Source organism: Chelativorans intermedius (assembly GCF_025398255.1).
Lineage (GTDB): Bacteria > Pseudomonadota > Alphaproteobacteria > Rhizobiales > Rhizobiaceae > Chelativorans > Chelativorans intermedius.
Map to the genome: position 1 here is coordinate 1 of NZ_JAODNW010000035.1, position 23322 is coordinate 23322.

Genomic DNA, 23322 nt, shown 5'->3' on the forward strand with positions numbered 1-23322 from the left:
GCGATGCCGCCCGCGCTGGCGCCACGACCATCATTGCACTAACAATCAAATTGGACCCGTCCGTGGGGGCCGATCAGCGGGGTGTCGTATCTCTGGCCGATCTCGTTCGCTCGACCCTGCGCCTGCGCCCCGACCGGATCATCGTCGGCGAGGTGCGGGGCGCCGAGGCGCTCGACATGCTCAAGGCCTGGAACACCGGCCATCCGGGTGGCATCGCCACCGTGCATGCCAATTCCGCCCATGCCGCTCTCTACCGCATCGAGCAATTGGTGCAGGAGAGCGTCACCGTCATCCCGCGCCGCCTGATCGCCGAGGCGATCGATCTCGTGGTGTTCATCGCCGGGCGCGGCTCATCCCGACACATCGAGACCATCGCCGAAGTCACCGGCCTCGACGCCAACGGCGATTACGCGGTGACCACGCTTTCCATGCCCCAACTGCAATCGCTCTCGTGAAAGGACATCTCATGCGCAAAAAGCTCCGATTTCTGTCGGCTACCGCCCTCACGTTTTTCATGGTTGCGCCGGCCTATGCGGCGGGCTCCGGCATGCCGTGGGAAGAACCGCTCCAGCGTATCCTGGAATCGGTTCAGGGGCCGGTGGCCAAGATCGTCGCGGTGATCATCATCATCGTAACCGGCCTGACACTCGCCTTCGGCGAGACCTCTGGCGGCTTCCGTCGGCTTATCCAGATCGTCTTCGGCCTGTCCATCGCCTTCGCGGCGTCGAGCTTCTTCCTCTCCTTCTTCTCCTTCGGCGGCGGAGCGCTCGTCTGATGGATGCTGCTCGCCACATCGAGGGCTTCGAAATCCCCGTCCATCGCGCGCTGACCGAGCCGATCCTGCTCGGCGGCGCGCCGCGCGCCGTCGCCATCCTCAACGGCACGCTGGCGGCCGCCATCGGCCTCGGTCTCCAGCAGTGGATCGCCGGGCTCGGCCTGTTCGTCGCCGGGCATACGCTCAGCGTTTTTGCGGCCAGGCACGATCCGGACTTCCTGCCCGTGCTCGCCCGCCATCTGCGTCAACGGGGGTGGTGGCGATGCTGAGCTTGGCCGAATACCGTGGGCGAGCCGACCGGCTCGCCGATCTTCTGCCCTGGGCGGCGCTCCTCGCGCCCGGCATCGTCCTCAACAAGGACGGCAGTTTCCAGCGCAGCTTCCGCTTTCGCGGCCCCGATCTCGAAAGCGCGACGGAGGCCGAACTGGTCGGGCTCGGCGCACGGGCCAACAATGCGCTGAAGCGCCTTGGCTCCGGCTGGGCGCTGTTCTTCGAGGCGGAGCGGCTTGAGGCGCAGGATTATCCGCGGTCCAACTTCCCGGATGCGGCCTCATGGCTCGTCGATGAGGAACGCCGCGCGGCCTTTGAAGGTGAGTCAGTTCAGTCATCGCCCCGGTGGAGCGATGACCCGGCGAACGGGCAGGGCCGGCATTTCGAAAGCCGCTATCACCTCACACTTCTCTACATGCCGCCGCCCGACGCGCAGGCGCGCACCGAGAATGCGCTGCTGGATTCCGACCGGAAGGGGGAAGGGGACGGCGGCGGCCGCAACTGGCGGCAGGAACTGGCCCGGTTCCGGGACGAGACCGAGCGGGTGCTGGATTTGCTCAGCGGCTTCCTGCCGGAGATCCGCGCGCTCGACGATGCCGAGACGCTGACCTTTCTGCACGGGGCGATTTCGACGAAGCGCCATCCCGTCGCCGTGCCCGAAACGCCGATGTATCTTGATGGCGTGCTGGTCGATACGCCCTTGACCGGCGGCCTGGAGCCGATGCTCGGCGACCGGCACTTGCGGACGCTGACGATCCTCGGCTTTCCGAACGCGACCCGCCCCGGCATCCTCGACGCACTGAACCATCAGGACTTTGCCTATCGCTGGGGCACGCGCTTCATCCCGCTCGATAAGATGGCGGCGACGAAGGTGCTCACCCGCCTGCGCCGGCAGTGGTTCGCCAAGCGCAAGTCGATCACAGCGATCCTGCGCGAGGTGCTGACCAACGAGCCTGCTGTACTGGTCGATAGCGACGCCGACAACAAGGCGCTCGATGCAGACGCCGCTTTGCAGGCGCTCGGCAGTGATCATGTCGGTTTCGGTTATCTGACGACGACCATCACCGTCTGGGACGAGGACCGGGATACCGCGGAGGAAAAGGTCCGCGCCGTCGAGCGCATCGTCAACGGCCTCGGCTTCACCTGCATTCGGGAAACGGTGAATGCCGTCGAAGCCTGGCTCGGTTCACTGCCGGGCCATGTCTACGCCAATGTCCGGCAGCCGCTCGTCCACACCCTGAACCTCGCCCATCTCATGCCGCTCTCGGCGGTGTGGGCCGGACCGGCGCGCAACGCCCATCTCGCCAAAGTCACTCAGACAGAATGTCCGCCGCTACTCCATGCGGAAACCAGCGGCTCCACACCGTTCCGCCTCTCCACCCATGTGGGCGATGTCGGCCACATGCTGATCGTCGGCCCGACCGGCGCAGGCAAGTCGGTGCTCTTGTCGCTGATCGCACTGCAATTCCGGCGCTATGCCGGCTCTCAGGTCACCATCTTCGACAAGGGCAATTCGGCGCGCGCAGCCGTGCTGGCCATGGGTGGGGAGCATCATGCGCTGGGTGCGGCCCCTGATGACATCACGAACGCGCTCGCCTTCCAGCCGCTCCGCGACATCGACGACCCGGCGACGCGAAGCTGGGCGGCTGAATGGATCGGCGCGCTGCTCGCTCATGAGCATGTCACCGTTACCCCGGAAGTGAAGGAGGCCGTCTGGTCGGCGCTGTGCAACCTCGCCACCGCGCCGGCCGAGGAGCGCACGCTCACCGGCCTGTCCGTCCTCGTCCAGGCGAACGCCCTCAAGGCCGCGCTCCAGCCCTATACGCTCGATGGCCCCTTCGGCCGGCTGCTCGACGCCGCCGAGGACCGGTTGGCGCTGTCCGAGGTTCAATGCTTCGAGACCGAGGAACTGATGCATGAGGCTGGCGTCGTCCTGCCGGTGCTGACCTACCTCTTCCACCGTCTGGAGGAGAGGTTCGACGGGCGGCCGACGCTGCTCATTCTCGACGAGGCCTGGGTCTATCTCGACAATCCGCTCTTCGCCGCCCGCATCCGCGAATGGCTGAAGGTCCTGCGCAAGAAGAACGTGTCGGTGATCTTCGCGACGCAGTCGCTGGCGGACGTGGCCGACAGCTCCATCGCGCCCGCCATCATCGAGAGCTGCCCGCAGCGCATTTTTCTTCCCAACGACCGGGCCATCGAACCCCAGGCGCGCACGGCCTATGAGCGCTTCGGCCTCAACGATCGGCAGATCGAACTGATCGCGCAGGCAACGCCAAAACGGCACTACTACCTGCAATCGCGCCGCGGCAACCGGCTGTTCGAGCTGGGCCTCGGCCCCGTGGCACTGGCGCTCTGCGGCGCCTCCGATCCGTCCTCCCAGACCCTCATCGACACAATCCTGGCCGAGCACGGCAGGGAGGCCTTCGCCGTCGAGTTTCTGAGAGCCCGCGGCCTCGATTGGGCCGCCGACATCCTCGGCCCGTTCTCTCCCCAAATACAGGAGCCAACACCATGAAACGCACGTCTCTCGCGGCGCTCCTCGCCGCATCTCTTGCCATCGCTACGCCACAGGTGGGCCATGCCGCCTGGCCGGTCTTCGATGCCACCAACTACGGTCAGAATGTCCTGCAGGCGGCGCGTGCGCTGGAGCAGATCAACAACCAGATCCAGCAGCTCCAGAACCAGGCGGTCATGTTGCAGAACATGGCAAAGAACCTTCAGCGGCTGGATTTCTCCTCGCTCGGACAACTCCAGGGGGCGCTGAACCGTATCGACGGGCTGATGATGCAGGTCGACGGCCTCAGCTTCGACCTGACGCAGCTCGAAGGCCAGTGGCGGCAGCAATATCCAAGCTCGTACGATGCCACGGTCAGCACCAGCGATATCGCCACTGCCGCGCGCGAGCGCTGGCAGAGTGCCATGAACGCTTTCCGCCAAACCATGCGGGTGCAATCGCAGATCGTCGAGAACGTGCGCGTCGACGAAGGGCTACTCACCGATCTCGTCAATCGGAGCCATGGCGCCGTCGGGGCGCTGCAGGCGCAGCAGGCCGCGAATCAGCTCATTGCGCTTTCGGCCAAGCAGCAGATGCAGATCCAGACGCTGATGGCCGCCCATTACCGCGCCGAGGCAGAAGACGCCGCGCGCAAGGCGCAGGCGGAGGAAGCGGCGCGCGAGACAACGCGCAGGTTCCTCGGTTCCGGCTCCGCCTATTCTGGGAACTGACCGGCAGGGAGGCGACGCGCGATGAATGATCTCGGCATCATCGACCGGTTCATGGAGACCTTCAGCCGCTACATCGACAGCGGCTTCGGACTCTTGTCGGGTGACGTCGCCTTCCTCACCACCATCCTGATCGGCATCGACATCACGCTGGCAGGCCTGTTCTGGGCTCTGGGCGGCGAGGACAACATCATCGGGCGCCTGATCCGGAAGGTGCTCTATGTCGGCGTCTTCGCGCTGATCCTCAACAACTTCCAGAACCTTGCCGAGATCATCTACAGGTCCTTCTCCGGTCTCGGCATCCAGGCCGCGCCCGGCACGCTCGCCGCCGACGATCTGCTCAAACCTGGCACGATCGCCGCCACCGGTTATGAGGCGGCGTATCCGCTCATCGATCAGGTCGGCAATCTCGTCGGCTTTCCGGAAATCTTCGGCAACGCACTCACCGTCTTCGTCCTGCTGCTGGCCTGGTTCCTGGTCCTCATCGCCTTCTTCATTCTGGCGATCCAGCTCTTCATCACCGTGCTCGAGTTCAAACTGACGACGCTCGCCGGTTTCGTCCTGGTGCCCTTCGCGCTCTGGAACAAGACGTCGTTCCTCGCCGAACGGGTTCTCGGCAACGTGATTTCCTCCGGCATCAAGGTGATGATGCTCGCCGTCATCGTCGGCATCGGCTCGACGCTGTTCGCTTCCTTCACCAACGGCCTTCAGGGTCAGGAACCGGACCTTGCCGCCGCCATGTCGCGGGTGCTGGGCGCTCTGGCGCTGCTCGGTCTCGGCATCTTCGGCCCCGGCATCGCTTCGGGTCTTGTATCCGGAGCACCGCAGCTCGGCGCCGGCGCCGCCCTCGGCGCAACTGGTGCTGCGGTGGGCGCGACCATGCTCGCCGGTGGCGCGGCGCTTGCCGGGGCGCGCATGGCCGCTGGCGGCGGTCTTTCCGCCATCCGCGCGGGCACGGCGATGGGGTCTGCCGCTTCTTCCGCCTACCAACTGGGACAGGCGACCTCCGGGACGTCCGGCATGGCAGGCGCCGCGGCCGGTGTTGGTGGCATGGCGCGCGCTGCCGGCGGAGCCGCCACAAACGCCGCGCGCCAAGTCGCGGGTCGCGCCTCTTCCTCTCTGAAAGAAAGCGCCGATGCCGGACGCCGTGGCGCCTGGACGGCCACCGGCGGCACGCCGACCGCCTCCATGTCGGAGGCAAGCGCCGCATCGGCGGGCATCCCCTCCAGTTCCCCGCCGGATTGGGCGAACCGCCTGCGCTCCGAACAGGCGGCGCGTGCGCATCGGCAGACCGCCACCCAAGCCATCAAGGACGGTGACCGGCCCGGCAACGGCGCCAATCCCTCCCTCAATGACAAGGACGACTGACCCATGTTCTTCCGACGACCGATTCAACGATACGGCACGACGCCGGAGCCCGTCACTCCCTATCAGAGGGCCGCCCAGCTCTGGGACGAGCGCATCGGCGCGTCCCGTATCCAGGCAAGAAACTGGCGGGTCATGGCCTTCGGCTGCCTGGCGCTTTCCGTCGGTCTTTCCGGCGGCTTGCTCTGGCAGTCGCTGCAAAGCCGCGTCGCGCCCTATGTGGTCGAGGTCGACAAGTTCGGCGAGGCGCGCGCCGTCGCGCCGGCAATCCAGAACTACCAGCCGGCCGACGCCCAGATCGCCTGGCACCTCGCCCGCTTCATCACCAACGTCCGTTCGGTGTCCACCGATCCGGTGCTGGTGCGCCAGAACTGGCTGTCCGCCTACGATTTCGCCACCGACCGCGCCGCGCTGTTCCTGAACGACCACGCTAAGAAGAACGATCCCTTCAGCGCGATCGGCACCCGCAGCGTCTCGGTCCAGGTGACGAGCGTTGTGCGGGCCTCTGACGCCTCCTTCCAGGTCAAGTGGACCGAGCAGGTCTTCGAGCGCGGTAGCCTGGCCCGCACCGAGCGCTGGACCGCGATCCTGACGGTCGTGATCCAGACCCCGCGCACCGCCGAGCAGCTCCGCAAGAACCCCCTCGGCGTCTTCGTCAACGCCATCGACTGGTCGCGCGAACTCGACGCCACTGCGCCGCAATTGCCCAAGGAGCCCTCTCAATGAAGAAGAACATGTTCGTCATCACCGTGTCGGCGCTGGCCTTGTCCGCCTGCGCCACAAAGCCTTTGCCGCCAACGATCAGCTACGACTCCGACGACTTCAAGCCGGCCGTCATCGACAGGGAACCGGCCAGGCCGGTGAAGATCGTCGAGGTGCCGAAGGTCCTGCCATTGCCGGGCCAGCTTCTGCCGGAGCCCGGCGAGGTGACCGAGGACAAGCGCCCGCCGACCGAGCGGGTCGAGGACGCCAACAAGGCGGCGACCCAGGAGCCGACCAAGCACGGCTATGTCAACGCCATCCAGGTCTATCCCTATACGGAAGGGGCGCTCTACCGTCTCTATGCGGCGCCCGAGCGCGTCAGCGACATTGCCTTGCAGCCCGGCGAAAAGCTCACCTCCGTCTCCGCCGGCGACACCGTGCGTTGGGTGATCGGCGACACGGTGAGCGGCACGGACGATAGCGAGCGCATCCATGTGCTGGTCAAGCCCTTCGCGCCGGACCTCAAAACCAATCTCGTCATCACCACCGACCGGCGCGCCTATCACCTCCAGCTTGAAAGCACCGAGAGGACCGCCATGGCGGCGATCTCCTGGACTTATCCGTCCGACCAGATTCTCGCCCTGCGCCGACAGAACACAGCGGCCGAGGCGGCGTTGCCGGTCGCCTCGAACGTGGCGCTCGAGAACATCCGCTTCCGTTACGCCATCACCGGCGACAGTCCGCCCTGGAAACCGCTGCGCGCCTTCGACGACGGCCACAAGGTCTATATTGAGTTCCCCCGCCGCATTGACCAGGGCGAGGCGCCGCCGCTCTTCGTGGTGGGCGCCGACGGCGGCAACCAGCTCGTCAACTACCGCATGCGCGGCAACTACTACATCGTCGACCGCCTCTTCGCTGCCGCCGAACTGCGCCTCGGCGCCAAGCCGCAGCAGGTGGTTCGGATTTCCCGGACCGACGAGACGCCACGGCGCACCGCGTTGTTTTCGCGCACGGACCGGTAGGGGGAGAGGCCATGACGGATCCCGCCGCACCCACGCCAAAACCTGCCGGTTCGTCCAAGCGCGATCCCGGCAAGCTGGACCTGCGCGCCGCGCCCCGCCGCGTCGTACGCTTCAGGCGCGGCCTTGTCATCGGCGTGGCCGCGCTCGGCTCCGGCGCCATCCTCGGCGTGACCATGATGGCGCTGCAAGGCCCGGCCCTGCGAATCCAGGACCAGGCCGAGGAGCTCTACAACACCGAACGCAAACCGACCCCGGACGGCCTTGCCGCGTTGCCCGGCGATTACAGCCAGGTCAAGCCGGAGACACCGCAGCTCGGGCCGCCGCTGCCCGGCGATCTCGGCCGGCCGATCCTCGAACGCCAGCGGCAGCTCGGCATCGCGCCGGGAGGATCGGAATTGTCCGCCGAGGAGCAGCGCCTCGCCCAGCAGGCCATCCAGGCGAAGGAGGCCGGCGTCTTCTTCCGGATCGAGAACCGGCCGCGGCAGGACACGCCGGCAGTGACGGGCCAGTCCCAGCAAATGGCAGCGACGGAGATAGTTTTGCCCGACGCTGACCGCCTGGCACTCGATCCCGAACGCGACCAGAACAACCAGCAGCGCAAGCTCGACTTCCTGAATCAGCGCGATACTGGCGGCATCTACAATCCGCATGCGCTGCAGACCCCGGTCTCGCCCCATCAGGTGATGGCCGGCAGTGTGATCGCCGCGAGCCTGATCACCGGCATCAATTCCGACCTGCCGGGCCTCGTCGCCGCCCAGGTCACCGAGAACGTCTACGACACGGTGACCGGCCGCACGCTGCTGATCCCGCAGGGCTCGCGCCTAATCGGCACCTATGACAGCGTGATTGCCTTCGGCCAGTCCCGTGCGCTGCTTGTCTGGCAGCGCATCATCCTGCCCGACGGCTCCTCCATCGAGATCGACAATCTGCCCGCCACCGACACCGCCGGCTATGCCGGCCTCGAGGACGAGGTCGACTACCACACCTGGCGGCTCATCAAGGGCATCGCGCTTGCCACCCTGCTCGGCGTCGGCACGGAGCTGAGCCTCGGCAGCGACGAGAGCGACCTGGTCCGGGCGATCCGCGAATCCACCCAGCAGAACGTCAACCGGGCCGGCCAGCGCATCACCGAGAAGAACCTGAACATCCAGCCGACCATCACCGTCCGTCCCGGCTGGCCGCTCAGGATCATCGTCCACAGGGATCTCGTATTGCGCCGCTACCAGGGCTGAAACCTGTCCACCGAAGCTTTAGCAAAGGAGGATCGATCATGGCCAATCTGAAACTCGGAAAACTGCCCGACCGCACGCCGGCGAAGATCACCATCACCGTCGGCGCCGACCTGAACCAGGCGCTACGGGATTATGCGATCCTCTACCGCGCCACCTATGGCGAGGCCGAGTCCGTCGCCGAGCTCATTCCCTTCATGCTGGAGGCCTTCCTCGACAGCGACCGCGCCTTCGCCAAGGCGCGCAAGGAGGGGTTGCCCGAGACGAACATCGACAAACCGGCGCGGCGCGCCCGCTCACCCCGCGCGGGCGATAGCGAAGCGGCGTCGCCCGCTGTCTCATCCGCATCGCAATTCCAGGAGTAACCTATGCAAATCGGCACCTTCACTTTGTCCAATGACGGGGGCTGGACCGGTTCCATCCGCACGCTCACCATCGACGCCAAAGTCCGGCTCGTCCCCAATGACGACCGTACCCATGACAACGCCCCGGCATTCCGAGTCCTTGTCGGCAACGCCCGCATCGGTGACGCCTGGGATGCCCGGACAACGGGTGATCACCCGAAATACTATCTCCGCCTCCGTCTCGACGACCCGAGCCTTCCCGAACCCTTCACCGCCGCCCTGTTCCCCTCCGAGGAGGGGGACTGGGCGCAGCTCGTCTGGAACAGGCGGCGGGAGGGATGAACTGCTCCGATTTGCTCTATTCCGAAATCGTTCGCAAAAGACTTCAGACGGCGATGGCTTTTGCCCATGAATTCGGAAGTCGCGCCCTTCGCGGTCGTGTGGATGTCGCGGAAGGCAAGGCGAGCCTTCCTGCAGGGGAGATTGTTACGAATCCTCGGACCATAAGCGTATGTGCCGAGGATTCGTATCATCGTCCTGCCGGGCTCTCGAAAAGGGGTGCGTCCGTGGTCGTTCCTGCCGGTGCGCCCGTCCCGGACGGCAATGGCATAGAGAATTTTGAAGTCTCCATTTTTTGATGGTTATGGACCATCAAAAGGGGATATATAGGAAATGAAAGTTGCGCATATTTTCAAAATATGCGAATTTGATGGTTATGAGCCATCAAAGAACACCAAGGCTGAAGCCCTTTCTGGAGCGCGTTCCTCCCGGCTTCCTGGTCGACGCCGCATGGCTGAAGCGCTTCGGCATCGATCCCAAGTCCATCCACGATTACGCCGAGCGGGGCTGGCTGGAGCGGGTGGTACGCGGGGTCTACCGCCGGCCGCTGCCTCATACCGATCAGGCAGGGCGCCCGCTTGTCCGACCGGAGACCGACTGGCAGCTCCCGCTGCTGTCGATCCAATGGATCATGGAACATGACGTCCATCTGGGTGGCTTGAGCGCGCTCGGCTTCCATGGGCTCGCTCACTATCTGCCGCTTGGCGGCGGGGAGCGTGTCTATCTCTATGGCGAAGTTCCCTCCTGGCTGGCCCGCCTTCCGGGCAAGGCACAGTTCGTCGTTCGCTCGCGCGTCCTGTTCGGTGACGACCTTGCCGGCGTCGAGAATGCCGAGCACCAATTCGAGAGCGCGCCGGGGGTGGGGGCGGGACATGGCCCGACCGTGAGCCCCTGGCGCTGGCCGCTCAAGGTTTCGTCCCCCGAGCGCGCCATCCTCGAAGCGCTCGACGAGCTGCCAGCCCACGCGACCTTCGACAATCTGGACATGATCTTTCAGGGGCTGACGAACCTGCGTCCCAAGCGCCTGATGACCCTGCTGCGCGCTTGCCGAAGCATCAAGGTTAAGCGCCTGTTCTTCGTGTTCGCCGACCGGCATGCCCATGCCTGGGTGAAGCATCTTGACAAGAGCGCCATCGATTTCGGATCCGGCCCGCGCGCGCTGGTGAAGGGCGGAAAACTGCACCCGGTCTACCGGATCTATGTGCCCGAGACGCTTCTGCCTGCGGATGGGGACGAGGACGCGAGCCATGCGTGAACGCTATGTCGAGCAGGTCCGCTTGCTGATGCGCCTCCTGCCGGCCATTGCGGCTGAGGAGGTCTTTGCGCTCAAAGGCGGTTCGGCCATCAATCTCTTCTACCGGGACATGCCGCGTCTGTCGGTCGATATCGATCTGACCTATGTGCCGATCGAGGATCGCGCCGTCTCTCTTCAGCAAATCGATGCCACGCTCGACCGGATCATGGACTCATTCGGCCGCAGCAACAGGGATGTGCGGCTCCAGCGCATCGCTGGCGGCGGGAACCTGGAAACCCGCATCATGGCCTCTCGCGGTGCGGCGAGTGTGAAGATCGAGACCTCGCCTGTCATGCGCGGAACGGTGCTGTCGCCGGTGCCGATGAGGGTTTCGGACGCGGTGGAGGAGGCCTTTGGCTTCGCCGAGATGCCGGTGCTCGCCTTCGAGGACCTCTTTGCCGGCAAGCTGCATGCCGCCCTCGACCGCCAGCACCCGCGCGATCTCTACGATGTCCACCTGCTCTATGAGAATGAGGGGCTGACGGACGATTTGTTCCGGGTCTTTCTGGTCTATGTCTGCGCGTCCGGCCGTCCGCCGCACGAACTGCTGGCGCCACCGGCTATCCCGATAGAAGAACTGTACACTGAGGAATTCGTTGGGATGACGCGGGAAGAGATCGCGCTGTCCGATCTCGAAACGGCGCGAACGCGCCTGATCACGGATGTCCGAAGGCGTCTGACCGACAACGCAGCGGCATTCCTGATGTCGCTTCACAACGCCGAACCGGATTTCGCTCTCATCGACCTGCCCCAGGGCGAACGGCTCCCCGCCATCCAGTGGAAGCTTCTCAACTTGCGCAGGCTCAAGGCAGAAAATCCAGCCAAGCATGCCGAGCAGGGAGAAATGTTGAAGGCGCTGTTTGCCTAAAGGAGGCGTGGGAGAAGACCAGGGTATATAACGGCCATAAGAACTCGGCTGCTTTTGCGCGATCCTTATCCAGTATGCATCAATACTGGAAAGGTTCGACCCATGAAGGAAAAGGAGGACCAGGCGGCCGCGGTCATCCCGCCTCCGGCGAACGATAATGGGCCAGAGCAACTGGCGAGGGAAGAAGCGGAGCGGCACTTGGACACCATCGCGCGGGCCATTGGCCGCCACATCGCCTGCGAACACATCAGGGCCTGGGAGCGGGAGCGGCGGAAGCGGGCGGCCAACGACAACTGACCAAAGGAAGAGGGGCGGGAACCGGACGGGTGAAATCCGCCCTTGAGAGAAAGGAAAGTCTTATGACCCGCGTTGCGCTATACGCCCGCTATTCCTCGGACAATCAGAGCGTTTCCTCCATCGAGGACCAGTTCCGCATTTGCCGGGATCAGGCGGCGCGGGAGAAGTGGAAAGTGGTGGGGGTCTACAAGGACGCCGCCATTTCGGGCGCAAGCGTCACCTTGCGGCCGGGTATTCAGGCGCTCTTGCAGGACGCGCAGGCGGGCAAATTCGAGATCGTGCTGGCGGAAGCGCTGGACCGCATCAGCCGCGACCAGGCCGATGTCGCCATCCTCTACAAGCATTTCAAATTCGCGGGCGTGACGCTCGTGACGCTTGCCGAGGGCGAGATCTCGGAGCTGCATGTCGGTCTCAAGGGAACCATGAACGCCCTGTTCCTGAAAGACCTCGCCGCCAAGACCCACCGCGGTCTGCGCGGCCGCGTCGAGAAGGGAAAGGCGGGCGGCGGCCTCTGCTACGGCTATGACGTCGTGAAGCGGCTCAACGGCGATGGCGAGCAGGTGCGCGGCGAACGGAAGATCAACGAGGCCGAGGCCGAGATCGTCCGCCGCATCTTTCGCGAATTCGCCGCCGGCAAGAGCCCCAAGGCCATCGCCGCCGATCTCAACCGCGACGGTATTCCCGGTCCCAATGGCAAGGCTTGGGGAGACACCACCATTCGCGGCCATGTCTGCCGGGGCACCGGCATCGTCAACAACGAGCTCTATGCCGGTGTGCTGGTCTGGAACCGGCTCCGCTACATCAAGAACCCGGCGACGGGAAAGCGCGTCTCACGCGTCAACCCGGAGGCCGAATGGATCAGGACCGAGGTGCAGGAACTGCGCATCGTCGACGAAGACCTGTGGCAGGCGGCGCGGCGGCGGCAGGAGGAGATTTCCAGGCAGTTCGAGAATGTCACCAAAGGCGTGCGCGCTTATCGTGCCAAGCACGTCAACGAGCTGCGCCGCCCCGCCTTTCTGTTCTCCGGCCTACTCAAATGCGGCTGCTGCGGCGGCAATTACGGCATCATCACCCGTGACCGCTATGGCTGTCTCAATCGTTATCGGCGGGGTACCTGCGACAACGGCCATACCATCCGTCGCGATGACATCGAGCAGCGTATTCTGTCCGGCCTTACCGAACGGCTGGTTTCGGCCGAGCGGGTCGCCAAGGCCGTGCGCGCCTATGCCGAAGCGCTGAACAGTCAGAACCGTGAACGCCGGGCGCAGGTGGAGCTTGACCGTAAGGCGCTGGAGAAGATCGAACGCGGTATCGCCGGCATCATGGCAGCGATTGAGGACGGCATGTATCAGCCGGCCATGAAGGATCGGATGGAGGAACTGGAACGCCAGAAGGCGGATGTCCTGGCGCGCATGGAACAGGCGCCCGAGGATGTCCCGGACATCCACCCCAACATCGCCGAAATCTACAAGGCCAAGGTGACGCAGTTGAGCGAGGCTCTGGCCGATCCCGAACTGCGCGATCAGGCCGCCGAGGCGTTCCGTGCGCTGGTCGACGAAGTGGTGCTTGAGCCCGGCGACAAGCGCGGCGAGGTCAACGCCACCTTACGCGGCGAGGCGATGAACATCCTCGACATCGTTTCCGGGCGCAAAAGCCGCAACAGATCCCAAGTTATAACAAAAGACGTTGCGGGCCCCCGCAACCATCTTTACTTGCGATGACCCTGCCCGACCGGCGGGGTTTTTCGTTTGGACGGAAAGTGTAAGGATTCCAGCGAGATCGCCGCGCACGTCGATCTCCACCTTGCCGTCCACTGGCGTCAGCACGATGTCCTCGACCAGTGTCCTGATAATATCGGCGGCCTCTGTGCGCTTCTCTTCATCCTCATCCTGCAGCGCATCGTAGAGCTGCTGGACACGCGACCGGTAGAGCTCCGCCATGGAGGGATGCAGAAGGGGCGGAGGCTCGTCCGCTGTCGCTAGGAAGGACGTGAGCTCTGCCTTTCGGGCCTCTAAGCGCTTCATGTCGTCGACGATGGCTTCGATCGGTCCGCCAGACTTGATGGCGGTCAACAGCTTTGCCAACTCGCGATCGATCTTCTCGACCTCTGCTCGGGCCGCGTTGATGCTGGCGCGGCTGTCCATGCGCAGGCGATTGACCTCCTGCGTGAAGACCTCGCAGAACCTGGCGAACAGCGCGGGGTCGACAAGGCGGGTGCGCAGGGCATTCAAGACGCGGGACTCCAGTTCATCGCGCCGGATGTTGACGCGATTATCGCAGGTACCCTTGTTCCGCGCCGTGGAGCAGCCGATCAGCGTCGCAGAGATCGCCGAATACCCTCCGCCGCAGCAGGCGCATTTCGTGAGGCCCGAGAAGAGATACTTCGGACGCCGGCGACGGTGGACCGCCGCCACATCGGCCTGACCGTTCTCGTCTCGCGCGATCCTGTTTCCCGCTTGGCGTGCCTTCACGGCCTCCCAGAGCTCGTCATCCAGGATGCGCAGCTCCGGCACGTCCTGGATCACCCATTCCTCTTCCGGATTCGGCCGCGCCTGCCGCTTGCCCGTGTCGGGATCCTTCACGAAGCGCTGACGGTTCCAGACGATCTTGCCGATATACATTTCGTTGTTGAGGATGCCGTTCCCGCGCTTCGGGTTGCCGTTAATCGTGCTGAAACCCCAATCCCCACCAGAGGGAGCAGGAATACCCTCCTTGTTGAGCGCGAAGGCGATCGTCTTGGCCGACTTGCCTGCGGCATAGTCGCGGAAGATGCGACGGACGACCTCGGCCTGCGTTTCATTGATCGTTCGGCCTCCCCGAATCGGCTCGCCATTCGCATCGAACTTCTTGACGACGTCGTAGCCATAGGAATTTCCGCCCCCGGACTTGCCGGCTTCGATGCGGCCGCGCTGTCCTCTTCGCGTCTTGTCGGCCAAATCCTTGAGGAAGAGCGCGTTCATCGTGCCCTTCAGACCGACATGCAGGTGGGTGACCTCGCCCTCGGACAGCGTGAAGATCTTCACGTCCGAATAGGCCATGCGCTTGAAGAGGCCAGCAATGTCCTCTTGGTCGCGCGAAAGGCGGTCCATCGCCTCGGCGAGAACGAGATCGAAACGGCCACGCGTGGCGTCAGAGATCAGCGCCTGCACACCGGGCCGCAGCAGCGAGGCGCCCGATATGGCATGATCGGAATATTCCTCAACGATGATCCAGCCCTGCTTTTCGGCATGGAGGCGGCACATGCGGAACTGGTCGGCGATGGACGCATCGCGCTGATTGTCGGAGGAGTAGCGGGCATAGATAGCAACTTTCAATGTGCGTCTCCCAAGGCAATCAGGAGCCACGTGAGCCCTGCCTCTTGCTTTCCTTCTCGAAGAATTCGCGAGCCGCCTGCCGTGCGAGAAATTCGACCAAACGGACGAGGCGAGGGTCGGGATCGCCCCGCGGCGTGAACCTCAGCTCCGGCGTCTCGACGAGCATCGCCTCGAGCAGCTCTTCGCGCTCGGTCGGCATGGTGCCCGTTCTCGATTGGTTTGCTTTGCGGCTCATGCAGAGCAGAATTCATGCCCTGATCACGATAAGCAACTGAATTAGAATGCGAATATTCGGCGGCATTCCGCCTGCTCTCGCGCATCACTGCGCATGGCCGCGCACCATGGCGGGTGCTGGCATAGCGAAATGACCTAGCACGGCTCCAAGGATTCCGGCTGTCCATATGAACTCCCGCCTGGCGTCTCCTCATGGTCATGCGCGAACTCGGGCACAATGTCCGACCCGTCAACCATAGCGTATTGCATTTAGCGCTACAAGGCATTATCTTTGCGGTCAAAGGAGGTGCCTCATGGCCACCACAGGCGACCGTAAGGAATATCCCATCTCGATGCGACTGCCGGAATCGGATGTCGCGATGATCGATCGAGCCGCCACGTTGCGCGGCCGCTCGCGCACGGATTTCGTGCGCGATGCCGCGGTTCGCGCCGCCGAAGAGGTTGTCATGGAGAACCGGCTGATCCGTATGAGCCCCGAGGGTTTTGCCGATTTCATGAAGGTGCTGACTGCCCCGGCTGTACCGGTCCCCGAGATTGTCGAACTGGCCGAGCGGCCGGCTCCTTGGGAGGCCGGTTACGTCACCAAGCGGTGAGGCCTTGCCCTTATCGGCTCCCGAACCGGTCACCGCTGCCCATGACGTCTCCGAGTTCTCCTGTGGCAAGCCCACCCTCGACCACTGGCTAAGGACGAGGGCGCTTTCCAACCAGGAGAAAGGCTTCACCGCTGTTATGGTCGTCCATGACGAGGGGCGGGTCGTCGGCTACTACGGCCTTGCGCCTACTGCCGTTGTGCCCTCAGCGCTGCCCCGTTCGATCCGTACAGGCCAGCCACCGGATCCAGTTCCCTGTCTCCTTCTCGGCCAACTAGCCACCGACACGGCCTGGGCCGATCGGGGGATCGGCACGGGGCTACTAAAGCACGCGCTGCAACGCTGTGTGCAGGCGGCTGCTCTCGTCGGCGGTCGCGCGCTGATGGTCAACGCTGTGGATGCCGAGGCTGCGCAGTTCTGGCGGGGGCGTGGCTTCCTGCCCTCCAAAGACGATCCGCTTGTCCTATTTCGCCCGATCTCTGCGATTGCTGCTTCACTGGCCAACGCAAGGCAGGAATAAGCGCGAAAGGTCATTGGATACCGCGCAGGAATGTCCCATCTCCACCCGAAAAGCGGGCGATATTGATCCGTTGGCGTCATCGCGAGGGATAATCGCGCGACTCGGCTTCTCAAGCGGCAGGGCTTCCGGCCTTGTCGTCGTCGGCCTGCCCGAGATTAGAAAGGCGCACTTGTCCTGCTGAAAATTCGGCGATGAGTTGAAGGTGGCCGCCGAGCGCTTCGATGGTCTCGCGCAGCGTGCTGATCTTCATGTCGGAGCGCTGCTCAAGCTGCGCGACCGCGCCCTGTGACTTGCCGAGCAGCGCCGCCAGCTCCTGTTCTGATACTTTCAGCGCTTTGCGCAGTTCCGCAATCTCCGCCTCATGAATTTCGGCCAGCATAGCGTTATTGCGGTTCTCGGCCTTTGGCCGCCTTTTGCCGCTGCCGCCCCTTGTCAGTTCCTTGAATGACTTGTGGCCTATCAATTGTCAGGCATCCTTTTTCAGCCCCGCGCGGTCATCGGGACGGCACCAAATTGACCGTGGAGTTCGAGCGCCTTCATCAAGACAGAGTTGGCGCGGGTAAAGTTGTCGAGCTGGCCTTTCAGCTCATAGGCCCATTTCATGCCGTGCAGGTAGTTGTTGCGGTAGCGGTACACGATAATCAGTACGGCCGCGGCGATGTCCGCTGGATGGTCGGACTCGCCCTTCAACATCAACTCGACAAGATCCTGCCTGTCACCGTGGCGGAAATGAAGATGGTCGAAGTGATGGGTGAACGCCCCCTGCTCAACATATCGGTTCCGGAAGTACGCGAGTGCCTCCGCGAAGCTGTCTTTGGTCAGGCCACCCTGGTCAGCCCAATGGCTCGTGAGATCAACAATCGCCTTCGCGCTCCCGTTCGTCTCCAGTGCGGTCGCTTCGAACCGGCTCCAAAGCAGCGAGAAGTGCATGATGGCGTCGCGCTCGTCGCCTGAGAGATCTGCAAAGCCCGGCGCATGGTGATGTAGCCACTCAATCGCGTTCATTGCAGGTACTCGATCTTGGCCTGACGCGCCTTGACGTCCTCGACCCATTTCTTGAGCGCTGTGATTTCATGCTGCACGGCGTCTGGCTTCGGCAGCGGCGAGTTCAGAGCATCGGTCGAGCTGTGTAGCAGCACCGAACAGCGGCCATAGGCCTTCCACATGGTGGTGCAATCATCCATCGTCAGCGTGGTGAGCTTGGCCAGTCCTTTTGTCTCGACCTTGTTGGAAAGACGCTTGAGTACAGGCCCGACCGCTTCCTCGACCGCGCGTTCCCAAGTCGAGCGCAGCCGCTTCTGAAGCGCATCGACGGCCCTTTCCCAGCCGTCGTGGTCGCCGTTTTCGTAAAGGACTTTCTGGTTGTCGAGCTGCTTCTGCATGCCCTCGATGACCTTTTCGATCGGCTGGGCGCGGGCGGGCGGATCAGGCTGGCAGAATCCCGCATAGTCGTCGGTGCGGGTGACGGAGCGGAATGCGATATGCGTTCCCTTTTCCCGGCACTCCTGGTCGAGGAGGAACAGAAACGCGATGTCGTGGGTCAGCACGATGATTTGCCGGTGCTCGCCTTCGGCGGCTAGCCGCTTGGCAACGGCCTCGCGGTGCATGTGGTCAAGGGAGGAAACCGGATCGTCGAACACGATAGCCGAACGGCTCTCGGTCGTTGCCAGTTCGGCCAGGAAAGCAGCCAGCGCAACGCAGCGGTGCTCACCCTCGCTCAGCACCTCGCCCACCTTGGCTTCGGGTTTGCGGATTAGGCTGACGCGGAAGCGGGGAACACCGTAGCTCGATTTCTCCTTGCGCAGTTCAATCAGAAGGCCCGCAACACCAAGCCTGTCAATCTGGCGGGCGAATTCTGCGCGCAGCGTGTTCGTCACTAGTTGCTCAGCGATCTCGCCGCTCTTGGTCGTGATCTTGTTGGTCGCTGTGTCTTTCGCGCGAACCTTCAGCGCCGCGATCTTTTTGCGGCGGCCGATTTCGGCGATCATGTCTTCCTGCACTGCGGCGAGCCACTCGCGATCGGACAGTTCGTGAAGTTCAGCCGTCAGTTTCGCGCGCTCGTCGGATTCGTCTTCCGCCCGCAGGGCGGAGATCCGGTCCGACAACGCTGTCTCGTGTGCGGCAATGGCCTCATCCGGCCACGCCGCTGCGGCGGGAAGCGGCGCGGTCTCCTCGTCTGCATGATGACGCAGGATCGCGCGCAGCCGCCATTTCGAGGTTACAAGCGCCCGCTGCATGGCAACGGCCAGCTCGCCGTCGTTCAGGTCATCCCGAACGAAGGCGACCGCAGCGGCAACGTCGCTGATAGGGGGGCCTGCGGCAGCAATGCCTTTCACGACCTCAACGTAGGCGTCTTGCGCCTGCTCTTCCTTACGCTTGGTTTCGTCCTTCACGAATTTCTCGAACTGCGCCATCCGGTCCGCTGCTTCGGCATTCAGCTCTTGCTGGCATAGGACGCATCGAGCGCCTTCCGAAGTCACCGGGAACGTAAGGTCGGGATAGGCTTTCTGCGTCGAGTAATCGCGCGCGGCTTCCCAAAGGGCACGCCACACTTCGGACCCCACGTCCGGCAACGGCTCGTCTGCGAAGAGGTCGCCCGCAGCTGCTTCCGCGGCGCTCTGCGCCGCCCGATACGCTTCATGCAGGCCGGACAGGCGGGCGAACTGTTCGTCTGTGATCGCGCCCTTCAGCCGCCCGAACGACTCGCCGATCGCAACCAGCTTGTCCCGCTGCGCCTCGATCCTGCGCGCCGCCTTTTGCGGGGTCCGTACCGGAGACATAGGTTACGGTTTATACCGGAGACATGGGTAACACTTTTGGCCCGAACGGGTTGGGCATTGGTTCCAGTCTGCATGTCTCATCGTCGAAGTATCCTAGATCGTAGTCCATGAAGCTGACCAGCCAGATTTGGTCGTCGGTCTGCTTGATGCCGACGGTCTGGCCGGCGAAGACCTGGCTGAGATTGATCTTGCGCCGCTTGTAGCAGATGCGGCCGCAGGTTGTGACGGTGACAGCCTTGTCGTGGAAGGGGTCGTCGAGCTCCGGCAGTCCGCGATAGGGGCGTGGCGATGGGCTGTAGCGCTCGGCGGGGCAAGCCATATCGAGCGCCTGATGCGGGCGTTCGGTGTTGAACTCCTGAACGAAGGCATCGAACTTTGCCTGCTGCTGCAGGAAGTTGGCGCCGGCCGGCTTGGTGGTTTCCAGCTTGAGCGTCAGATGCATGCGCTCATGTCGGCCGTTCTGCTGCGGGCAGCCGGGTTTGATGCGCTCGATGGCGATGCCGAGTCTGAGCCACCACACCGACAGCCTGGAAAGATTGAACAGCGCATTGGGACTGGCAAAGGGCACGCCGTTGTCGGTCCTGATCGCAGCAGGCAGGCCGAACTCCTTGAAGACGGTTTCGAACACGGTAAAGGCATAGGCCTCCTTGGTGGTGTGAAGCGCCTCGCAGGCGATGAGGTAGCGGCTGGCGAAGTCGCTGATCGTCAACGGATAGCAGTAGCGCCGGTCCGCCAGCATGAACTCGCCCTTATAGTCGGCGCACCACAACTCATTGGGCGCGGCGACGTGAGACAGCGGCGTTCCGGTGGCCCTGTTGCGTCGCTGCTTGCGGCGCTTGACCAGGCCGTGGCGGTCGAGCACCGCATGCACCGTCGAGATCGCCGGACAATGAACGTCTGGATAGAGCCGCGCCAGCCGCTCCCGGATCTTCGGCGCACCCCAGCTCGGCTTGTCCTTCTTGGCACGCACAATCAGCTTCTCGATTTGGAAAGGAAGCTGATTGGCGTGCCGGTAAGGCCGCCGCGAGCGATCCGTCAGTCCCTCCAGCCCGCTGTCGTTGTAGCGATTGATCAGCTTGTAGCCGGTCTTCCGCGAAATCCCGAATTCCCGGCACAGCACCGCCATCTTCTCGCCATCCAGAAGACGGGCAACGAATTTGAGACGCTCATCCATGAGGTTGCACTCCTGCCAAGGCACCTTTGCTCTCCTCGCAAAGGCAAAAAGTGTAACCCATGTCTCCGGAATGAACTGTCACCCTTCTCTCGGGAAGGGCAGCGGCGTGCAGCTGATCATCTCGGACGCCTGCCGCGGCCTCTTAGAGAGCATCGCCGAGTATCTGCCCGAGGCCCGCTGACAACGCTGCGTGGTGCATTTCTACCGCAACGTCTTCAGCCATGTGCCGACGATGAAGGTGCGCGAGATCAGCCCCATGCTGAAGGCGATCCACGCCCAGGAAAGCCGAGAAACGGCGCAGGAGAAGGCCGCCACCGTGGTAGAGGACCTGCGCCGCCAGAAGCTGGGGAAAGCGGCTGAACTGGTCGAAGCCCATATCGACGAAACACTGAGCTACTACCGCTTCCCCGACAGCCACTGGCTGAAAATCCGAACGAACAATCCGTTGGAGAGGATCATGAGGGAGATCCGCCGGCGCACGCGGGTGGTAGGGGCGTTCCCAGACGGGAAGAGCTGCCTGAACCTCGCCGCAGCGCGCCTGCGCCACATCGCCGCCAGCCAATGGTCGACGCGCAAATACATGAACATGGCCCCCTCTACGCAGAGCAAGCCTCAACCCACGGAGCCGTCGCCTGAAAAAAAATGTGCGAAAGATTCTGGACACTACCGCGATGTGCACGCCAACACGAAACTTTTATCGTGCACGAATTCATGATGATCGGCACCGAACCAGCCGATTCACGACAGCAGAGGTTGGAGCGCCCCCGGAGAAAGCGAAAGCCGGTCGCGCCAATCAAGAGGGGCGACCTCTGCTCTATCTGGTGAGCAACAAATCTACTACCCTGGCAGAAGTGCACCCTTGGAAGGAGGCAGCCGTAGCCTTGGCGGAGGTGGCTCCGATCCTCGCCTCCGGAGAGATGGGCAGGCGGCGTGACGGGACTGGGCTACGACGACGAATCGGCTCGCAAAACGACCTTTCCCGAGATGTAGTGTGCAATCATGAGGTCCATATGCGCGCCTCCACCATTCTTATAGACGGTGATCTCGTCGTCCGAACGGCGTCCGCTGGCACGGCCCTGAACGAGGTCGTAAAGATCCCCCTTGACCGTGTCTGCGGTGATGACGCCGCTCGCAATGGGGATGGTCAGTTCACCGATATGGTTGATCGTGGTCTCACGGCTATCCACATAAAGTGATCCGCTCGAAATCAAAGCGTCATCGGCCTCGCGCATGTCGGCCTTATAGGCGCCAATCAAGTCCACATGCGTGCCGGGTTTGATCCAGGCACCCCGAAGGATCGGTTCGCGTGCCATGGTCGCGCTGGTGATAATGTCCGCCTCGGTCGCGGCCGCTGCCAGATCGGAAACAGCAGCGACCGAGAAGGGTTCGGTCTCAAACTCGCGAGCCAGAGCCGTGGACTGTTCCACCCGTCGCGCCCAGATGGACACCCGCTCCAGCCCTGGGAAAAGCGCCTGATAGGCTGTGACGAGGCTTCGGGCGACCGTTCCAGCGCCGACGATCAGAAGACTCCTGCTGTCTGGCCGGGCAAGAAAACGCGCTCCCAGAACGGAATCTGCCGCCGTTTTTAGCTCGGTTACAAGACGGCTGTCGATGATCGCGTCCAACCGGCCATGTTTCGGTTCAAAAACGAACATCGCACCCTGAATGGTCGGCAATCTGTGGGTCGGGTTTTCGTCGAACACGCTCACCGATTTCACCCCGTAGCCGAGTCCATCGATGAAGGCGCCACGGCTGAGCAGCGTGGCATTGGCCGAACAACGGGCAATCGCTGCCGATCAACATGACCAGTTCATCGTGTTGATCGAAGCTGGTGATGCCGATGCGGCCGCCGACCTCGCCGTCGCACATTGGGAACTCTCGCGTGCCGAGATTGAGGGTTTTGTCACCCCCGCAAGCATCCAGATCCCGCTTGGCCGCGCGCCCGGCATGGGGGACCAGAAAGGAGCCTCATGAAGTTCGATGGTATCTATACGCCGGTCATCACGCCTTATCGGGAGGACGGCATCATCGATCACAACGCTTTTGTCGCGATGATCGAATACCTGATCGCTTCTGGCGTCCACGGCATCATCAATGGCGGTTCGATCGGCGAGTATTACGCCCAGTCGATGGACGAGCGGATTGAGATGGCGAAGCTCGCCAAGGATGTGATCGCAGGCCGCGTCCCCTTGATCGTCGGCACCGTCGCGATCCGTTTGGCAGACTCGATCACGATGGCAGAGACCGCAGCCAGGATCGGCGCCGACGCCATTCTTGTCGGATCACCGCCTTATTCGGTGCCAACCGAACGTGAAAACGCGCTCAACGCGCTCGCCATCGACCGGGCAGCCGACCTGCCGATCATGCTTTACAATTATCCTGGCCGGATGGGTATCAACATGGGCGAGGAGTTCCTCGACCGCGTCGGTCGCAGCAGGAATTTCTGCGCTATCAAGGAAAGCTCGGGCGACATCAATCGCGTGCATCTTCTGGCGCGCGATTATCCTCATATCCAGTTGTCTTGCGGCATGGACGATCAGGCTCTGGAGTTTTTCGCCTGGGGCTCGCGCAGTTGGGTCTGTGGCGGATCAAACTTCCTGCCCGCAGAGCATATCGCGCTTTGGAAGGCTTGCGCCGTGGAGGGCAACTTCGACAAGGGGCGCCGAATTATGTCGGCGCTGATGCCCCTGATGCGCGTCCTCGAACAGGGTGGAAAGTTCATCCAATGTATCAAGCATGGCTGCGAGATGAATGGCCTTCGCGCCGGGCCGCCGCGCCCGCCGCTCAGGCCGCTCAACAAGGACGACAAGCGCTCCCTTGAGCAGGTCGTGCGCGTCCTCAGGCAAACCGTGGCAGCCATTGCTGACGAAACCGCCCCCGAAACGAGAGCCGCCGAATGACCGATCTTCTGACAACCGAGGAGTACAGGGCCATCGCCGCCGGACTTACGCTGCCGAACGCCGCCTTCATCGACGGCGCC

General features: G+C 63.3%; 28 protein-coding genes. 21 read left to right on the top strand and 7 right to left on the bottom strand.

Going from position 1 to position 23322, the window contains the following annotated elements:
- From NYR58_RS18600 to NYR58_RS18675, 16 genes are all read left to right on the top strand, one after another.
- Positions 1-455, top strand: a 455-nt coding sequence (locus NYR58_RS18600; protein ID WP_261522659.1) for an ATPase, T2SS/T4P/T4SS family, incomplete at its 5' end; no start/stop codon positions are given.
- Between the two features lie 11 nt (positions 456-466).
- Positions 467-775 carry a TrbC/VirB2 family protein gene (locus NYR58_RS18605; protein WP_142849559.1) on the top strand — a complete coding sequence of 103 codons (309 nt, stop codon included), beginning with the start codon at positions 467-469 and terminating at the stop codon, positions 773-775.
- The gene (locus NYR58_RS18610) at positions 775-1044 is read left to right on the top strand and encodes a VirB3 family type IV secretion system protein (RefSeq protein ID WP_142849560.1); all 270 of its coding nucleotides are present in this window, start codon (positions 775-777) and stop codon (positions 1042-1044) included. The genes NYR58_RS18605 and NYR58_RS18610 overlap by 1 nt, the downstream gene beginning before the upstream one ends.
- Entirely contained in the window at positions 1038-3563 is a 2526-nt protein-coding gene (trbE, locus tag NYR58_RS18615; protein WP_261522660.1) for a conjugal transfer protein TrbE, read from the top strand. The genes NYR58_RS18610 and trbE overlap by 7 nt, the downstream gene beginning before the upstream one ends.
- Entirely contained in the window at positions 3560-4273 is a 714-nt protein-coding gene (gene trbJ, locus NYR58_RS18620) for a P-type conjugative transfer protein TrbJ (protein ID WP_142849562.1), read from the top strand. The genes trbE and trbJ overlap by 4 nt, the downstream gene beginning before the upstream one ends.
- A gap of 21 nt (positions 4274-4294) precedes the next feature.
- The gene (trbL, locus tag NYR58_RS18625) at positions 4295-5638 is read left to right on the top strand and encodes a P-type conjugative transfer protein TrbL (RefSeq protein ID WP_261522661.1); all 1344 of its coding nucleotides are present in this window, start codon (positions 4295-4297) and stop codon (positions 5636-5638) included.
- Positions 5639-5641: 3 nt separating this feature from the next.
- Positions 5642-6361, top strand: a complete 720-nt coding sequence (gene trbF / locus NYR58_RS18630) for a conjugal transfer protein TrbF (protein ID WP_086466199.1) — start codon at positions 5642-5644, stop codon at positions 6359-6361.
- Positions 6358-7359, top strand: coding sequence for a P-type conjugative transfer protein TrbG (trbG, locus tag NYR58_RS18635; RefSeq protein ID WP_221931007.1), 1002 nt, complete (start codon positions 6358-6360; stop codon positions 7357-7359). The genes trbF and trbG overlap by 4 nt, the downstream gene beginning before the upstream one ends.
- A gap of 11 nt (positions 7360-7370) precedes the next feature.
- Positions 7371-8591: a TrbI/VirB10 family protein gene (locus NYR58_RS18640; RefSeq protein ID WP_261522662.1), complete on the top strand. Its 1221-nt coding sequence runs from the start codon at positions 7371-7373 to the stop codon at positions 8589-8591.
- A gap of 38 nt (positions 8592-8629) precedes the next feature.
- Positions 8630-8953 (top strand): DUF2274 domain-containing protein, encoded by a 324-nt coding sequence (locus NYR58_RS18645; protein WP_086466202.1) that lies wholly within the window; start codon positions 8630-8632, stop codon positions 8951-8953.
- 3 nt (positions 8954-8956) lie between these two features.
- Entirely contained in the window at positions 8957-9274 is a 318-nt protein-coding gene (locus NYR58_RS18650; protein ID WP_086466203.1) for a DUF736 domain-containing protein, read from the top strand.
- Complete coding sequence (locus NYR58_RS18655) at positions 9271-9570, top strand: hypothetical protein (RefSeq protein ID WP_142849567.1); 300 nt, start codon at positions 9271-9273, stop codon at positions 9568-9570. The genes NYR58_RS18650 and NYR58_RS18655 overlap by 4 nt, the downstream gene beginning before the upstream one ends.
- A 77-nt stretch (positions 9571-9647) precedes the next feature.
- Positions 9648-10526 (top strand): type IV toxin-antitoxin system AbiEi family antitoxin domain-containing protein, encoded by an 879-nt coding sequence (locus tag NYR58_RS18660; protein ID WP_086466204.1) that lies wholly within the window; start codon positions 9648-9650, stop codon positions 10524-10526.
- A complete protein-coding gene (locus NYR58_RS18665) occupies positions 10519-11433 on the top strand; it encodes a nucleotidyl transferase AbiEii/AbiGii toxin family protein (protein WP_086466205.1) in 915 nt (304 codons plus the stop codon). The genes NYR58_RS18660 and NYR58_RS18665 overlap by 8 nt, the downstream gene beginning before the upstream one ends.
- Before the next feature lie 102 nt (positions 11434-11535).
- The gene (locus NYR58_RS18670) at positions 11536-11730 is read left to right on the top strand and encodes a hypothetical protein (RefSeq protein WP_086466206.1); all 195 of its coding nucleotides are present in this window, start codon (positions 11536-11538) and stop codon (positions 11728-11730) included.
- A gap of 62 nt (positions 11731-11792) precedes the next feature.
- Positions 11793-13451: a recombinase family protein gene (locus NYR58_RS18675; RefSeq protein WP_261522663.1), complete on the top strand. Its 1659-nt coding sequence runs from the start codon at positions 11793-11795 to the stop codon at positions 13449-13451.
- Here the strand turns inward: NYR58_RS18675 and NYR58_RS18680 are convergent.
- Both NYR58_RS18680 and NYR58_RS18685 read right to left on the bottom strand, forming a co-directional pair.
- Entirely contained in the window at positions 13335-15044 is a 1710-nt protein-coding gene (locus NYR58_RS18680) for a recombinase family protein (protein ID WP_261522664.1), read from the bottom strand. The two genes, NYR58_RS18675 and NYR58_RS18680, sit on opposite strands and share 117 nt — an antisense overlap.
- A 19-nt stretch (positions 15045-15063) precedes the next feature.
- Entirely contained in the window at positions 15064-15243 is a 180-nt protein-coding gene (locus tag NYR58_RS18685; protein ID WP_261522665.1) for a hypothetical protein, read from the bottom strand.
- 328 nt (positions 15244-15571) lie between these two features.
- On the opposite strand from NYR58_RS18685, the gene NYR58_RS18690 reads away from it, so the two are divergent.
- Both NYR58_RS18690 and NYR58_RS18695 read left to right on the top strand, forming a co-directional pair.
- Positions 15572-15871 carry a type II toxin-antitoxin system TacA family antitoxin gene (locus NYR58_RS18690; protein WP_261522666.1) on the top strand — a complete coding sequence of 100 codons (300 nt, stop codon included), beginning with the start codon at positions 15572-15574 and terminating at the stop codon, positions 15869-15871.
- Between the two features lie 4 nt (positions 15872-15875).
- Positions 15876-16388 (top strand): GNAT family N-acetyltransferase, encoded by a 513-nt coding sequence (locus NYR58_RS18695; RefSeq protein WP_261522667.1) that lies wholly within the window; start codon positions 15876-15878, stop codon positions 16386-16388.
- Positions 16389-16497: 109 nt separating this feature from the next.
- Here the strand turns inward: NYR58_RS18695 and NYR58_RS18700 are convergent, their stop codons facing one another.
- From NYR58_RS18700 to NYR58_RS18715, 4 genes are read right to left on the bottom strand one after another with little or no spacing between them, the layout of a single operon-like run.
- Positions 16498-16851 carry a helix-turn-helix domain-containing protein gene (locus NYR58_RS18700; protein WP_261522668.1) on the bottom strand — a complete coding sequence of 118 codons (354 nt, stop codon included), beginning with the start codon at positions 16849-16851 and terminating at the stop codon, positions 16498-16500.
- Positions 16852-16868: 17 nt separating this feature from the next.
- Entirely contained in the window at positions 16869-17393 is a 525-nt protein-coding gene (locus NYR58_RS18705; protein ID WP_261522669.1) for a hypothetical protein, read from the bottom strand.
- Complete coding sequence (locus tag NYR58_RS18710; protein ID WP_261522670.1) at positions 17390-19168, bottom strand: AAA family ATPase; 1779 nt, start codon at positions 19166-19168, stop codon at positions 17390-17392. The genes NYR58_RS18705 and NYR58_RS18710 overlap by 4 nt, the downstream gene beginning before the upstream one ends.
- Before the next feature lie 10 nt (positions 19169-19178).
- The gene (locus NYR58_RS18715) at positions 19179-20366 is read right to left on the bottom strand and encodes an IS481 family transposase (RefSeq protein ID WP_446681813.1); all 1188 of its coding nucleotides are present in this window, start codon (positions 20364-20366) and stop codon (positions 19179-19181) included.
- Positions 20367-20532: 166 nt separating this feature from the next.
- On the opposite strand from NYR58_RS18715, the gene NYR58_RS18720 reads away from it, so the two are divergent.
- The gene (locus tag NYR58_RS18720) at positions 20533-21057 is read left to right on the top strand and encodes a transposase (RefSeq protein WP_261522672.1); all 525 of its coding nucleotides are present in this window, start codon (positions 20533-20535) and stop codon (positions 21055-21057) included.
- Positions 21058-21286: 229 nt separating this feature from the next.
- Here NYR58_RS18720 and NYR58_RS18725 read toward each other — a convergent pair whose 3' ends face one another.
- Positions 21287-22060, bottom strand: coding sequence for an ornithine cyclodeaminase family protein (locus tag NYR58_RS18725; protein ID WP_261522673.1), 774 nt, complete (start codon positions 22058-22060; stop codon positions 21287-21289).
- Positions 22061-22079: 19 nt separating this feature from the next.
- On the opposite strand from NYR58_RS18725, the gene NYR58_RS18730 reads away from it, so the two are divergent.
- On the top strand, positions 22080-22316 hold the full coding sequence (locus tag NYR58_RS18730) for a hypothetical protein (RefSeq protein ID WP_261522674.1): 237 nt from the start codon (positions 22080-22082) through the stop codon (positions 22314-22316).
- The gene (locus NYR58_RS18735) at positions 22313-23242 is read left to right on the top strand and encodes a dihydrodipicolinate synthase family protein (protein WP_261522675.1); all 930 of its coding nucleotides are present in this window, start codon (positions 22313-22315) and stop codon (positions 23240-23242) included. The genes NYR58_RS18730 and NYR58_RS18735 overlap by 4 nt, the downstream gene beginning before the upstream one ends.
- Positions 23243-23322 lie beyond the last annotated feature (80 nt).